Source organism: Streptomyces flavofungini, assembly GCF_041028215.1.
In the GTDB taxonomy this organism is placed as follows: Bacteria; Actinomycetota; Actinomycetes; order Streptomycetales; family Streptomycetaceae; genus Streptomyces; species Streptomyces flavofungini_B.
Genome location: NZ_JASKYR010000124.1, coordinates 1 through 13,772 on the forward strand (window position 1 = coordinate 1; position 13,772 = coordinate 13,772).

Here is a 13,772-nt window from a genome sequence, read left to right on the forward strand (position 1 = left end):
GCGTCGCCGTCCTGACGAGCACGAACTTCGGCATCAAGGAGGAGAAGGCCGCCACCGCGAACAAGGCCCTCGTCGAAGCGGCCACCTGCCAGCTGCTCGGCAAGCCCCAGCCCTCGGACAGCCCGGCCGGATGACGGCCACGAACACCAATCGCCTCCGCCGGCGACCGCCCCGCCGACGACCGTCCCGCTGGCGACCGCCCCGTCGGCGACCGTCCCGCTGAGGACCGGCGCGCGACGGCTGCCGTCACGCGTGCCGGGACATGAGGCCGGACGACCGGAGTGCCGCGCCTCCACGCGACCGCGCCTCCTGAGCCCCGATGCCCCGCGAAGGCGACGCCAGGACGGGCCTCACCAAGCAATCCCCGGCGGCGCGGATCCGCAGTCCCTCCGAGGGCTGTCGTCCTTGGCGCCGTCGGGGCCGCCCGCGCGCGGAGCGGTCACGTGCCAGCCTCGCGCGTCAGCGCCCTGCGCCACACCTCGGTGACCTGCGTCCGTAGTTGGTGGATGTCGGCCTGTCCTGGGTCACTGAGGAGCTGCATCCCGATGCCGCGAAGCTGGGAGAGAAGGGCGATCGCGGTGACATCCGGTACGACGTCGGGGCGGATCGCGCCCTCTCTCATTCCGGCGACGAGGTCCTCGCACAACTCCGCGCGGAAGGCTTGACTGCGCTCCTGGAAGATCGCCGCCAACGCCGGTGTGGTGGCAGCCTCGGCCCACAGCAGCAGGAAGGCCCTGGCTGATGCGTCCATGCGCCCCAACTCATTGACGTAGCCGTCGATCAGTCGCAGGAGGCGGTCAAGACCGGGTGGGAGGCCCTCAAGGCCGGGGACGAATCCCGATTGCGCCGAGCGCGCCAGACGTTCGACCAGTGCTCCTTTGGACCCGAAGTGGTGTGAGACAAGGCCTCGGCTGTAGCCGGCTCGATCACCTACGCGCGCGAGTGTCAGTGAGTGCACACCTTCTTCTCCGATGAGGTCGGCGGCGGCCGCGAGCAGAGCGGCCTCGGCCTCCTCGCGGCGCTGCTGCTGCGTGCGGCGAACAGTGGTCGTCATACCGCACACCGTACAAGATGCTTGTCAGTCGACCAACAAATATGTGAAGGTGGAATCACCGAGGGCGCGACCGCACGCGATTCCCTCGGCGCGCGACGAAGAGCAGGCACGGGTCCCGGGCCGGCCTCCGCGAGAGTCGACCGAGACGAAAGGCGACGAGACGATGCCACCCCTTCGCCGGGCGCAGCGTTCGGACGCTCAGGAGAACCGTGCGCGGATCATCGAGGCCGCTCGCGCGGAGCTCGATCGCAACCCCACGGCGAGCCTGCAATCCGTCGCCAAGGCGGCCGGAATCGGCCAGGGCACGCTGTACCGCCACTTCCCTGACCGCGACGCACTGCTGCTGGCCGCTTACGGACGGGAGATCGGTGCTCTCACCAGCGCCGCTCCACTCCTCCTCGAAGAGCACGAACCCGTTGAAGCCCTCCGCCGCTGGCTCACTCATCTGGCCGCTCACGGCCGCGGCGACAGCGCGGTGTCCGCCGCCATGGAAGCCGCCACTCGTACAGCCCACGACAGCCACCACAGCCGCGAGGGGTCCCCGGTCGCTGCCGCGCTGGACCTGCTGCTCAGCGCGGGCAAAGAGGTACGGCAGGTGCGGCCGGACGCGGAAGCCCATGAGGTCCTGCTGCTGTGCTCGTGCCTGTGGAAGGCCGAGCAAGGGCCCGCCTGGCCCGAACGCAGCCGCCGCATGCTTGCCGTCATCACCGACGGCCTGCGCATCGGCGCAGCCCGCTGACGCGCTCACCCCTGTCACGGGTCAATCCCAGTGAGCGGTCCGCGAGGGCTGAGCTGGGGTCCTCTTATCGCGAGTGAGCCGTCCGTGGCTGCGGCCCGATCCGAGTGACCTGTCCGGTGCCCGTTTAGAACTGCTAAAACCAACTCTTACGGCTTGATGGGCCGAACGAAGAGGAAAGGGCCTGGCCATCGGGCGGCCACCCGAGCGCGATCTGAGTCGGATCATGGACGCCATCCTCTATGTCGACCGGACCGGGATTCCTGGCGGCATCTGCCTCACGACTTCGCCCCGTGGGAAACCGTCTATGGATACTTCGCCGCCTGGCAGAAGGACGAGGTCTTCGACCAGCTCAACGGTCTCCTGCGGCGACTGGTCCGGGAAGCCGAAGGCCGCGACGTCGAGCCGAGCGCCTGCGTCCTGTACGCCCAGAGCATCAAGGCCTCAACCAACGTGCCCTCGGCCGACCAGGGCATCGACGCGGGCAAGAAGATCGCAGGCCGCAAACGGCACATCGACGTCGACACACCCGGCCTCCTCCTGGCCGTGCTGGTCACCGCCGCCAGCGTCTCCGACAACGCCGCCAGCGTCTCCGACAACGCGGCGGCATCCATCTGCCTTCGGACACCGCCGAAGGCCCCCCGCATCACCAAAAACCTGGGCCGACACCGGCGACCGCGCCAAGGCCATCGAGCACGGCGCCCGCCTGGGCGCCGACGTCGAAGTCACCGCCACGACCCTGCCCAGAGGGGCTTCAAGGTCATCCCCCGACGCTGGGCCGTCGAGCGGACCTTCGGCTGGCTCATGCACCACCGCCGCCTCGCCCGTGACTACGAGACCCACCCCCACCGCTCCGAAGCCATGATCAAGGTGGCCATGGCCGACCTCACAGGCCGACGGCTCATCCGCGAATCGACCCGGACTGGTGCGACACATGACCACCGGCCGCCGCATCCTCACGAGCTCGCCGTCCTCTGCCACAACACGCTGAATCGCTGATCCACCAGGTCAACACACTCAGGCAGAAGCGGAGTCGGCAGACCGGCACACTCACGCATCACCGCAATGGCCTGCACATTCCGCCCGGCCGAAATGAGGCCGTCCACCTCCGCCTGCACCTCGACCGAGAGCCGGTCCCACAGAGCATTTTCCATACCCGCATTGAACCCCGCGAACCGCACCCAGAAGCAACCACGATCCGCCGCCTTACCCAACGCCCCCGGCAGGACAAAACGCTGTTCAAGCGCGTGTTCCTGATCCCCGAAGCTTCCTGATTCTGAGACGCCGTTGCTGCCAAGAGGCGCATGGTTGGCACATGTGACCGAAGTGCTGCTGGACCACGTGTGCCTCCCATGCCACGTTCGAAGCCGCGGGGGGAACCGGCTACGGGGGGGAACGCTGGTGACTGAGTTCGGCACAGGGGTCGTGGAACCGGCGGAGCGGTTCGCTCTCTGGGAAGAAGCCACAGCACGGTCACACATGCTCAACCATCTGCGCAGCGACGACCACGACGACTTCCGTGCCCGCCTGCGCGTCCTGGACCTGGCGGAGTTGCAGGTGTCCGCGCTGGCCTATCCGCATCTGGGGATCACGCGGACAGCGAAGCAGATCCGCCAGTCCGCCCCGGAGGTGTACCAGATCAACCTATTCCTCCGCGGGGAGGGTGTCGTCTCCGTGGACGGACGGGACACGGCGCTGTGTGCCGGTGACCTGGTGGTGATGGACAGCAGCTGTCCCTACCGTGGCGATGTCCGGGCCGATCCGGGCAGTTGGTCACATGTGACCGTGCAGCTCCCTTGCCGGTTACTGCCGCTGCCGGAGAAGACGGTACGGGGACTGCTCGCGGTCCCGATAAGTGGCGCCGCGGCATGGGCGGGGTGTTCACCCGCTGGCTGGCCGACCTCAACGCACGCGCCACCGAATTCACCTCAGCCGACATCCCCACCCTCGCCTCAATCACGGTTGACCTCCTGGCGTCCGTCGTCGCCGGATGTCTGGAGGCGGAGAAAGCACTGAGCCCAGAGGCCCGCAGGACCGCACTGCGGGCCCAGATCGGTGCGTTCGTCGAACAGCACCTCGCCGACCCGGCCATGACTCCCCAGATGATCGCGGACGCCCACCACATCTCCCTGCGCCATCTCCAGCAGCTGCTCGCCGAGGACGACACATCGCCAGCAGCGTGGATACGCCACCGCCGCCCGGAACGCTGCCGCCTCGACCTGACCAACCCTCGCCTGAACGCCCGCCCCATCCAGGCCATCGCCGAACGCTGGGGCTTCACCAACCCGGCCCACTTCAGCCGCCTGTTCCGGGCCACGTACGGGATACCGCCGCAGGACTACAGGAACCTGTTGCCCAAGGCGTGCGCGGAGCGGCAACAATCCCGCGCGGAGTGAAGGTCTGCTCGGCGCCAGCATCGGACGGGCCGGGCTGCTGTCCGAGGACACCTCCGGCGCGACCGGACTGCCGCCGGAGCTGGGTTGGGCCGGGATCATTCCCTGCCTGGCAGGCGTCGTCGCGGTCATATTGCTGTGGATCAGACCGCGACCGACGTGATCCCGGCTTCGTCGCAGTCCGCACGTGAGGAGCCGACGGCAATCACCGCGACCATACGGATCTGCACCAGCACAAGACATGATCACCGAGCGCCACGGAGGAAGACACGGTGCAGAGCATCGGCATCATCGGAGTGGGTGAGAGGCACCGAGCCTGATTGGCCTTCCTGCCGGGCGCGGTGTCGGTCCTGTCAGGCGTGGTGTCGGTGTGCGGGCGGTGGATCACCTATGGCGGCACCAGCAGCCCCGGCGCCGCTCCCGGCCCGTTCGTCATCGCCTGTCACGACCAGCGCGCCGACTTCGTACGCCGAGCCTCGCTGAGTACCAGTTCTGGCGAGTGGCAGTCCGGGCAAGGCCGCCGTACCGCATGTGTGATGAACTGTGACCCGTTTGCGGGGCGTTGGTCTCGTCTCGGACAAGAGAGTGGGAGGGGCCGTGGACCTTGGTGGGAGGACGTGGCGGCGACTGACCGCCGTGGTGCTCGTCATGGCGGTGGCGGTCGGGTGTACGGGGCAGGGCGAAGGCGCGGGCGGCGGAAAAGACGAAGACCTGCTGCGGAACCACGACTGGACGCAGCTGCCGGGCACCACCGCGCAAAACGGCATCCTGCGGGTCAGCGCACTGGATCGGCACATCGTGGAGCAGGACTCCTCCGGCGGCCAGCCCAACCCCCCACTGAACCTGGCCGGCCCTCATCTCAAGTCCGGTGGCGACTTCACCGTCACCGCGCGCATGTCCGGTGTGGGTGACGACGGCGGCGACTCATGGCTGCGGCTTTATGGACGGGTACCGGTCATCTACGACGAGTGGCGACAGGAGCGGCCCTCACTCCGCGTCGGCGTGACCGCTGACGGACAGGTGAAGGTACAGATATGGGACGGCGAGGGCGATGAGCCAACCACCTCCAAGAGTTTCGACTGCGGCTGCTCCGGAACAGTGACGCTCGCCGTGTCGAGCATCGGCGACACCTTGCGCGTGCAAGCCGACGGGCGGCGGCTGGGAACCGTGCGGGACCCGGGGGTGTTCGCCGAGGGCACCGTCTGGTTCGGACTGGAGGCGGACGCGAGCGAGGACGAGCGCCGCGAGGGATGGCGTCTGACGCAGCTCACCGCGCGGGCAGAGAGCGGTGACTCGCTCCGCGTGATCAAGGCGCCGCAGCTACGCCAGGAGCAGTCCGAGGACTCGCTGCGTGCGCGGGCCGCTGACGTGGGGCGGCCGTTCGACGTCGGCGCCGCCCTGGCCGAGAACCCGCTGCTCACCGACGCACGCTACCGGGCGCTCGCGGGAAGCCAGTTCTCCATGCTCACTCCGGAGAACGCGTTCAAGCCACAGTTCCTCCACCCACGCAGGGGCGTCTACGACTTCCGCGACGCGGACCTGCTGGTGCGCTTCGCCCGCGCAAACGACATGAAGGTGCACGCACACACCCTCGTCTGGCACGAGGCTCTGCCCGACTGGATGCGGGAGACCGACGGCCCCGAGGAGGTGCGCCAAACCATGCTCCGGCACATCGCCATGGTCGCCGGGCACTTCAAGGGCAAGGTCGCGGAATGGGATGTGGTCAACGAGCCCATGTCCGACGACGAGAAGAGCTACACCAACGGGGATCGCGGTCTGCGCTCCGAGCAGAGCCCGTGGTTCGAGGCCATGGGCGAGGAGTACATCGACGAGGCGTTCAGGGCCGCCCACCGGGCCGATCCGAAGGCACGGCTGTTCCTCAACGAGTACGGGGTCGAGGAGGAAGGCGAGCGGTGGGACGCCCTTTACGATCTGGTCAAGCGGCTCAAGGAACGCGGCGTACCGATCGACGGCGTGGGTTTCCAGAACCATGAGTACGCACCCGGCGACCGCATCGATCCGGAGACCTTCCGCAGCCATGTGCGGGATCTGGCCGAACTCGGGGTTCAGGCGCGGGTGTCGGAGATGGATGTCCCCATAGATGAGGACGAGGAGGACGGGCGGCAGATCCAGGCCGATGAGATGGCGGGCAAGTTGCGGGTCTGCCTGGAGGAGCCGAACTGCACATCGTTCTCCACATGGGGACTGACCGACCGGTACGGTTCCACCGCCGACACCAAGATCTATCCTCCTCGCACGGCCGATTCCCTGCCGTGGGACGCGGCCCTGCGGCCGAAGCTGGCGTACGAGCGCCTGCTCGATGCCTTTGACGAGGCGTGAGGGGGCGTGTTGGTGGCAGCGGTTGTGCGTGAGCCGTTTCCGGTTGTTTGTTGCCTGGTCATGCGGTGTGGGCGCGGGTTGGTCTGCGGTCGTGGGTGACCGGATGATCGCCGTTCGGCGGCTGAGGCTGGGTGGGTCCCGGAGAGTGCGTGAGGAACGAGCGGGTCGAATGCCCGAGCAGCGTGCCGGGCACACCGTGGACCATCCGGCGCCAAGCCGTGCAAGAGGGGTCCCGGCAGCGCGGGCGTCTACGAGCCGGATGCTTGCTGCCTGTAGGTGGTCCGCACTGGGGTCGCGGGTGGTGGGAGGCCGGGGGCGTGCCGCTCATGGGTCTGCCTTCGCGTTCGTCCGTGCCCGGCCGGATCAGGACGCGGACGTGGCTGTCTCCTTCCACGACCGGGTGCGCGACCCGCTGGTGCACGCCCAGCCGGTCGGGGCGGACTGGTGTGACGACGACTGCCCGGTCCGGCTGCACGCTCTTGGCCACGAGGGTCTGCGCCGACTCGGCGTAGAGGACGGCTTCGTGGGCGGGCATGGTCGGGTCGAGGTGGAAGCGATGCCGGATGCCGCGCTGCGTTATGCGCTGGGCGTTGACTCCGGTCGGTACGGTGAGGATCACCGCCGGGTCGGGCGGCAGGATGTCGGCGTTGATGTCGGGCAGGAAGTACTAACCGGCCGCGTCCAGGCGGGGACGTTCGACGCGGACACCGGCGGTGTGGATGCCGTCGCCGGAATTCGGCCGTTGGCCCGCAGCTGCGCCGGAGCGGCCCGAAGCTGATCAGGACGGCCACCCCCACAAAGGCGCCGCAGGCGAACGTCCGAGCCCTGCACGTCCTGGCGCCCGCGCCCGTCAAGGCCGCCGGTCCCACCACGGCGGCGGTGGCCGAACTGGCCCCTCGGCCGACCGTGCCCGCCGCACCGGTAAGCGCCGTTCCCCGCCCGCCGGATACCGCCGCGCGACCGAGGCGCACCGCCAGTCCGCCCGGACCTTCCCGGTGGACCCAGCCATCGCGGATGCGGTGGAGCGGCAGACCGCCGCGATGCGAGGCCGTCCTGCCGGGCGATACACGAGCCTGACGTCATCGCGGACGGCGCGCCAGCCTCGATCGAGCAGGTTCGCTTCCAGCGCCACCGCCTGGCGGCAGCGAGCGAGGCCGCCGCGCTGCGCCGGGCCCGCGCGGAGCGCGCGGTGAGCGACGCCCCGACCGTGATGCGTTAGTCGATGCGCTCGCTCATTTTCGCTGACTGGCGTTCGGAGTCTTTCGTGTGCCACCACTCGAACAGGCGGATGCGGAGATCGGAGGCCACGCCACGCACTACATCGTGCGGCGGTACGCCGTTGAACAGCGCCATCGCCGAACGGTCGCTGTCAAGGCGCACGCGCCACTCCTGCCGGTGAGCGGTCAGCTCGACGACCGGAGTGAAGAAGCGGCCGTGCTCCACGACTGCAAGGCTCGTCACCTTGAGTTCGGTGTGGACATCGTTCAAGCGCCCCATGAGGTGCGGGACGAGTAAGTCGCGTACGTCGTCGGCTGACGGCATGGGCAGCAAGTTCTCCTCGTAGGCGGCGGCAAGGCTCGGGGGCGGGAGCGTCCCCGGAGGTGCGGGGAGTGGCCCTCTGGGCGCGCAGTACGTCCACCTCGGGATTTAGGCGGCATCAAGGCGCTCCGAGCAAGCGTTTCTCCGCATATTCACCGGAGGAACGCACTCCGCTGGCACTCTTTCAAAGTGCCCGCACCCCTAAACATCGGCTCCTGGCGGCAGGTGAAGTCCCGGCCGGACTTCACCGCCTACCTTCAACGGCTGTCGGCCGAGTGCGAGAACGCGGGCGACGGCCAGGCCCCCGGCATGCCCGCAGCACGGCACTGGACGAACCGGTCCGTCGACGGCTTTCTCTGGGCTTGGGTCCGGCTCCTGGAAGGCCGACTTGACGGCACCGATCTGCTGTACGAAGAGGCGCCCGGCCGGCCCGGGTGGCAGGGACTGGCCTTCCAACTGGACACCCTCCGCACCTACCCACCCACGTACGACAGGTCTCTCGCCGGTACCGTCACGGAGCCGGGCGAGGTAGACAGCCCCCATGATCTGCGCTTGTATGCCGCGACACTCGCCGTCGACTTCGCCCGCGACCAGCGGGAAACGCAGGCAAAGACCAGCCACAGTGAGTGGGCTGGTGACGGCGGCGGTTGGGCGTCCGGCACGCTCAGCCAGATACTCGAATCCTGGGCCGCCTGGCTTGGCGCCGACGTACCGCACACCCACGTCGAACCGGTCACCTGGCGGTCGGTCGCCCATCAGCTCTCAGCCGCCCAGATATACGAGTAACCCCCGACGAACCGGACCATCGGAGACGACGAGCGAATCAGATCAGTCATTCAAACCGGGAGCAGGTCGGCAGAGGCTGGGATAAGACACGTCATGAAGTGCACCAAAGCCCAAACCGGCAGACAAAGTCTGCTGCTGAACGAGAACAAGGCCACGTGCGGTTGGTGTAGCCCACGTCGCCATCGCGCGTGAAAGGTCGAGGTAGATGCCGCAGTCCGGGACACCTCCGCATGACGCAACTCCGACGGACACGGCAGCGATGCCTGGCACCGACGGGCCAAGTCGCCCCCTTGACTGGGCGGCGGTACGGATGAAGACCGCCCGGCGCCGCAAGCGCCGCAGGATGGTCGGTGGCGCCGTAACCCTGGCGCTGGCGGCCACCGCAGCGCTCGTACTCTGGCAGACCACCAAGAAGAGGGACGAGCCGCCGGTCAGACACACGGCCCAAGTGCCGACTGGCTTCGGCGATTACCGGCTCGCGGGCAAGGATGACAAGTCTCTGTGGTCCGCCACTCATGGGGGCGACAACCTGAATGTCAACGAAGAGACCGCACACGCGACCTACGTGGGCTCGGACGGCGTGAAGTCCTACATGGTCACCCTGGAACTCGACCCCTCCGTCGATGTGTCCGAGCCAGGCGAGGACGACGACATCGTGTCCGTCCTGCTCGGCACGCCCGTTGACTCCGGCCAGGTGCGCAGTTTTGACCCCGGGCAGATCGGTGGGACGCTGCGCTGCGTCGAATACGGAGCCGCGGCCACGACCAGTTCCCGCTGTGTCTGGGGAAACAGCGCGGCCACCGTAACCGCCCAACCCGTGGTCACCTCCGGGCCTCGGCCGACGCCGGAGCAGACAGCGAGAGACGTCAAGCTCTTCCTTCATGAACTGGCCATCCAGTCCTCGCGATAGCGACCTCCCAACGATACCCGGGTGAGTCACCGTGGCTCCTCCGCCCAGTACTCTCGGGGCTGGCTGGCTGGCTGGCTGGCGGTAAGCGAGCTGACGCAGAGGAACGCCGGGCCAAGCACGTTCGACGTCATATCTCCTTTGGAAGTCAGGCGATGGCTACGAGTCAGCTTGTCACTATGACGTCGTCCGGCTCGGTCTGGGCGGCGGCCGATCGCCATCGCTCGTGACCGCCTGACCTCCAGCATCCACCGGGACCAGGGCCCGGAGGACGAGCACCGCCACCTCGGCGCTACCCGCAAGCTGAAGGCGCAGGGCGTGTGGAAGTCCGGTGCCGGGGCCACGGCGACTGCGCTCGCTGGCCGGGGCCCGATCGAGCTGGGCACCGGGGCCACCGGACGGCCGTACGGGCTGCTGACCCGCGCCGGGCGAGCCGAGACCCGGGCGGGCCTCGGCCTCGGGCCGCACCCCCGCAAGGAGCCGTGAGAGCTGTCGGAGTGGCTGTGGCGGGAGATGGTTAAGGCCGCCCGCGCCGGAACCGCCTAGTGGAGACCGGCACGCATCTGGTGCTGGATGCGGAGCTGGCCGACTGCCGTACCGGGGAGGTCACCCTGGTCCGTCATCTGCCCCGTTCCTGCGGTCCGGGCCAGTTGGTGCTGGCCGACCTGGGGTTCCCGGGTGTGCCGCTGCGGCGGGCCTTTGCCGCTACCGGTGCCGACCTGCTGTGGCAGGTACAACCATCACCTCCGACGGAGCGACCAGCGCACGCCTGCGCAGGCACTTCGCCGACCACCTGAACTTCCTCGCCGACCACGAGGATGCCGCCTTGAACATCATCCTGCGCAGAGGCGAAGCCACGGACCTCGCCTGGGAGACCTTCGAGGAGGTCCGGCACGAGGGAATCAAGAGCATCTGCGCGTTGCTCGACCTCGACGCCGACGCCCCCGAACTGCGACTGCCTGTACGGGGGTTCAGTGCCGCCTGTGACGAGATGACCCGCCAGTGGCTGAGAGACGGCCGCAGCTTGCCGCTGCGGACCACGGGCACTGCTGTGCTGTCCCCCTTGGGCAGGTCGGGAACCGGAGCGATTCCGTCCTCCTTGGTGAGCTCCAGCAGCCCGGAACCAGCCCACAGACCATGAAAAGGGAACCGTACAGGCGCGTGAGCCGGACCCGGATCGGCAGCTGGGAAAAGCGCGTAAGCCTCCGTAGCCGCGGAAATGGCCTGCGGGCGGGATGATGTCGTCGCCGTGAAGCTCGGACAGCTGCCGGTCATCCAGACTGTCCCAGGCGCGGGATACCAGATTCCATGAGCTGGTGGCTGACCTGGTGGCTGACCTGGTGGCGGAACTGGGCTGCCACCGGCCCACCGAACCTCGCCGAGCAGCTCGTGACCCTCGCGGACGGCGCCGCCAGCCGCGCCATGGTGCTGGGCGAGGCGGACTACGGCCGCCACGCGCGGGCGGCGGCGGAGATCCTCCTGGACAACGCGCTGCCGACCGCGGACTGACGGGCTGTCGGCACAGGTCCCGCCATACGCGACGGGTAAGATCCCCGGACGGATTCCGCGCACGATGCCAAAGGAGGCAGCCAGGGGTGAGCACGGAGCCGGCCGGTGCACCGCGCAGACGCCCCAAGGACCGCAAGCAGCAGATCGTCACGCACGCCCGCGACATGTTCATCGAGCTCGGCTACCCGAACGTCACGATGACCGCGCTCGCGCAGCAGGTGGGCATCACCGCCGGCGCCCTCTACCGCCACTTCCGCACCAAGAACGACCTGCTGGACACCGTGCTGCGGGAGAGCTTCGCCTGCCTCGCCCAGCCCGTCACCGAGACGGCGCTCGGGCCCGCGATCGACCAGGCTGTCGACATCGTCGCCCCCCACCCCTACGTGGCCGACCTGTGGGACCGCGAGGTGCGCTACGCCGATCCCGCGGTGCGCAGCGAACACCGCGCCACCATGCACACCTGGGCCGGGGCCCTGCGGCCGGTGCTGCGCGCACACCGCGCGGACCCGGACGAGGACGACGAGGACAACGAAGACCTCCTCGCCTGGGCGATGCTCTCCGCACTCACCTGCCTGGGCAGTACCACCCTGCACGCCAAGGCGGCGAGCCGTCGCGCCGGGGTGCGGGCCGCGCTGCACGCCATCGCCTCCGCCCCGCTCACCGCCGCAGGCGAGGAGCGGCCGCCGCCGCGCACCGGCCGCACCCCCGTCTCCCGCCGCGAGCGCCTGCTGCTGTCGGCGGCCAGGCGGTTCGCGGCGCAGGGCTACCAGGAGACCTCGATGTCCGACATCGGCGCGGACGCCGAGGTCACCGGACCCAACCTGTACAGCTACTTCACCGGCAAGGCCGACCTGCTGCGCGCGGTCTACGAACGCGGCACGCACTCTTTGTGGATCAGCCTGGACGCGGCGTTCGCCCGCACCGACGCACCCGACGAGGCCCTGCGCCTGGTGATCGCCTCCTATGTGGAGCACTCCCGCGAGTGGGGCGCGCTCGTGGTCGGCCGCTCCGGGGAGCGCGAGGTCGAGGCGGACATCCTCGGCGCGCAGCGGGAGTACGCGGCCGAATGGACCGCGCTGGTCCAGGAGATCGTCCCGGGCGTCGACGCCTCGGCGGCCCGGCTGCGCGTACAGATCGGCATCAAGGTCATCAACGATCTGCTGCGCATCCCGCACATCGCCGGGCACACCTCGCTGCACACCGGCCTCGCCGCGGTGGCCTACGCCATCCTCGCCGCGCCGGTGACCGCTGACGCGGCATCCGCCTGAGGTCCGGGGAGGGTGGCCGGTGTGCTGAGGCGAAGGGCGCTGTCGATGAGCGGGACGTGGCTGAAGGCCTGGGGGAAGTTGCCCACCTGACGCTTGCGGCGCGGATCCCATTCCTCGGCCAGCAGACCGACGTCGTTGCGGATGGCCAGCAGCTTCTCGAAGAGCTCGCGGGCCTCGTCGACGCGGCCGATCAGGGCCAGGTCGTCGGCGAGCCAGAAGGAGCAGGCCAGGAAGGCGCCCTCGTCCCCGGGCAGGCCGTCGACGCCCGCATCGCCGCCGGAGGTGGGATAGCGCAGGACGAAGCCGTCGGGGGTGAGCAGTTCGCGCTGGATGGCCTCGATGGTGCCGATCACGCGCTTGTCGTCGGGCGGCAGGAAGCCGACCTGGGGGATAAGGAGCAGGGAGGCGTCCAGTTCGGCGGAGCCGTAGGACTGGGTGAAGGTGTTGCGGTCGGGGTCGTAGCCGCGGGCGCAGACGTCTTCGTGGATGGCGTCGCGCAGGGCGCGCCAGCGCTCCAGCGGGCCGTCGAGGGCGGTGGTCTCCAGGAGTTCGATGGTGCGGTCGACGGCCACCCAGGCCATGACCTTGGAGTGCACGAAGTGCCGACGCGGGCCGCGGATCTCCCAGATGCCCTCGTCCGGTTCGCGCCAGTGCTGTTCGAGGTGGCCGATGAGGCGCAGCTGGAGGAGGTCGGCGTGGTCGTTCTGGGCCAGACCGGAGAGCTGGGCGAGGTGCAGGGTCTCGACGGCCTCGCCGTAGACGTCCAGCTGGAGCTGGTCCGCGGCGCCGTTGCCCACGCGTACGGGGGTGGAGTCCTCATAGCCGGGCAGCCAGGGCAGGAGGGTCTCCGTCAGCTCCCTCTCACCTGCTATGCCGTACATGATCTGGAGGTTCTCCGGGTCGCCCGCCACCGCGCGCAGCAGCCAGTCGCGCCAGTCGCGGGCCTCTTCGCGGTAGCCGGTGCGCAGGAGGGAGGAGAGGGTGATGGCGGCGTCGCGGAGCCAGGTGTAGCGGTAGTCCCAGTTGCGTACGCCGCCGATGTCCTCGGGCAGGGAGGTGGTGGGGGCGGCGACGATGCCGCCGGTGGGGGCGTAGGTGAGGGCCTTGAGCGTGATCAGGGAGCGGATGACGGCCTCGCGGTAGGGGCCGTCGTAGGTGCACTGCGCGACCCACTCGCGCCAGAACTCCTCCGTCGTTCCGAGTGCGGCCCCGGCGTCCGTGCGCTCGGGCGGGGGCAGGT

13 protein-coding genes and 3 pseudogenes are annotated in these 13,772 nt (G+C 69.1%); 13 read left to right on the forward strand and 3 right to left on the reverse strand.

Annotated features, from left to right (window positions below):
• Positions 1 to 134, forward strand: a pseudogene (locus AB8Z36_RS11495) (serine hydrolase); the annotation flags it as partial.
• Positions 135 to 439: 305 nt separating this feature from the next.
• On the opposite strand, the gene AB8Z36_RS11500 reads toward AB8Z36_RS11495, so the two are convergent.
• Entirely contained in the window at positions 440 to 1,054 is a 615-nt protein-coding gene (locus tag AB8Z36_RS11500; RefSeq protein WP_369213143.1) for a TetR/AcrR family transcriptional regulator, read from the reverse strand.
• A 43-nt stretch (positions 1,055 to 1,097) separates the two neighbouring features.
• On the opposite strand from AB8Z36_RS11500, the gene AB8Z36_RS11505 reads away from it, so the two are divergent.
• The 6 genes and pseudogenes from AB8Z36_RS11505 (at position 1,098) to AB8Z36_RS11530 (ending at position 7,301) form a co-directional block, all read left to right on the forward strand.
• Positions 1,098 to 1,793, forward strand: a complete 696-nt coding sequence (locus AB8Z36_RS11505; protein WP_369213144.1) for a TetR/AcrR family transcriptional regulator — start codon at positions 1,098 to 1,100, stop codon at positions 1,791 to 1,793.
• Between the two features lie 73 nt (positions 1,794 to 1,866).
• A pseudogene (locus AB8Z36_RS11510) lies at positions 1,867 to 2,789 on the forward strand (IS5 family transposase).
• 480 nt (positions 2,790 to 3,269) lie between these two features.
• Positions 3,270 to 3,554: pseudogene (locus AB8Z36_RS11515) on the forward strand (helix-turn-helix domain-containing protein); the annotation flags it as partial.
• A gap of 104 nt (positions 3,555 to 3,658) precedes the next feature.
• Positions 3,659 to 4,186, forward strand: a complete 528-nt coding sequence (locus AB8Z36_RS11520) for a helix-turn-helix domain-containing protein (RefSeq protein ID WP_369213146.1) — start codon at positions 3,659 to 3,661, stop codon at positions 4,184 to 4,186.
• Positions 4,187 to 4,780: 594 nt separating this feature from the next.
• On the forward strand, positions 4,781 to 6,523 hold the full coding sequence (locus tag AB8Z36_RS11525) for an endo-1,4-beta-xylanase (RefSeq protein WP_440581895.1): 1,743 nt from the start codon (positions 4,781 to 4,783) through the stop codon (positions 6,521 to 6,523).
• A 376-nt stretch (positions 6,524 to 6,899) separates the two neighbouring features.
• Positions 6,900 to 7,301, forward strand: a complete 402-nt coding sequence (locus AB8Z36_RS11530) for a hypothetical protein (protein ID WP_369213148.1) — start codon at positions 6,900 to 6,902, stop codon at positions 7,299 to 7,301.
• A 437-nt stretch (positions 7,302 to 7,738) separates the two neighbouring features.
• On the opposite strand, the gene AB8Z36_RS11535 is transcribed toward AB8Z36_RS11530, so the two are convergent.
• Entirely contained in the window at positions 7,739 to 8,065 is a 327-nt protein-coding gene (locus AB8Z36_RS11535; protein ID WP_369213149.1) for a hypothetical protein, read from the reverse strand.
• 186 nt (positions 8,066 to 8,251) lie between these two features.
• On the opposite strand from AB8Z36_RS11535, the gene AB8Z36_RS11540 reads away from it, so the two are divergent.
• The 6 genes from AB8Z36_RS11540 to AB8Z36_RS11565 all read left to right on the forward strand — a co-directional run bounded on the left by AB8Z36_RS11540 (position 8,252) and on the right by AB8Z36_RS11565 (position 12,532).
• The gene (locus AB8Z36_RS11540; RefSeq protein ID WP_369213150.1) at positions 8,252 to 8,848 is read left to right on the forward strand and encodes a hypothetical protein; all 597 of its coding nucleotides are present in this window, start codon (positions 8,252 to 8,254) and stop codon (positions 8,846 to 8,848) included.
• A gap of 310 nt (positions 8,849 to 9,158) precedes the next feature.
• A complete protein-coding gene (locus AB8Z36_RS11545) occupies positions 9,159 to 9,758 on the forward strand; it encodes a hypothetical protein (RefSeq protein ID WP_369213151.1) in 600 nt (199 codons plus the stop codon).
• Between the two features lie 315 nt (positions 9,759 to 10,073).
• Complete coding sequence (locus tag AB8Z36_RS11550) at positions 10,074 to 10,241, forward strand: hypothetical protein (RefSeq protein ID WP_369213152.1); 168 nt, start codon at positions 10,074 to 10,076, stop codon at positions 10,239 to 10,241.
• A 238-nt stretch (positions 10,242 to 10,479) separates the two neighbouring features.
• Positions 10,480 to 10,896: a hypothetical protein gene (locus AB8Z36_RS11555; protein WP_369213153.1), complete on the forward strand. Its 417-nt coding sequence runs from the start codon at positions 10,480 to 10,482 to the stop codon at positions 10,894 to 10,896.
• A gap of 167 nt (positions 10,897 to 11,063) precedes the next feature.
• A complete protein-coding gene (locus AB8Z36_RS11560) occupies positions 11,064 to 11,264 on the forward strand; it encodes a hypothetical protein (RefSeq protein ID WP_369213154.1) in 201 nt (66 codons plus the stop codon).
• An 86-nt stretch (positions 11,265 to 11,350) separates the two neighbouring features.
• Entirely contained in the window at positions 11,351 to 12,532 is a 1,182-nt protein-coding gene (locus AB8Z36_RS11565) for a TetR/AcrR family transcriptional regulator (protein ID WP_369213155.1), read from the forward strand.
• Here the strand turns inward: AB8Z36_RS11565 and AB8Z36_RS11570 are convergent.
• On the reverse strand, positions 12,484 to 13,772 hold a 1,289-nt coding region (locus AB8Z36_RS11570; protein WP_369213156.1), incomplete at its 5' end, for a glycoside hydrolase family 15 protein. The genes AB8Z36_RS11565 and AB8Z36_RS11570 overlap by 49 nt on opposite strands.

Bases quoted from the DNA above. Each gene is read 5' to 3' on its own strand.
- AB8Z36_RS11520 (WP_369213146.1), top strand. From the start codon at position 3,659: ATGGGCGGGGTGTTCACCCGCTGGCTGGCCGACCTCAACGCACGCGCC.
- AB8Z36_RS11560 (WP_369213154.1), top strand. From the start codon at position 11,064: ATGAGCTGGTGGCTGACCTGGTGGCTGACCTGGTGGCGGAACTGGGCT.
- AB8Z36_RS11535 (WP_369213149.1), bottom strand. From the start codon at position 8,065: ATGCCGTCAGCCGACGACGTACGCGACTTACTCGTCCCGCACCTCATG.
- AB8Z36_RS11500 (WP_369213143.1), bottom strand. From the start codon at position 1,054: ATGACGACCACTGTTCGCCGCACGCAGCAGCAGCGCCGCGAGGAGGCC.
- AB8Z36_RS11545 (WP_369213151.1), top strand. From the start codon at position 9,159: ATGAAGACCGCCCGGCGCCGCAAGCGCCGCAGGATGGTCGGTGGCGCC.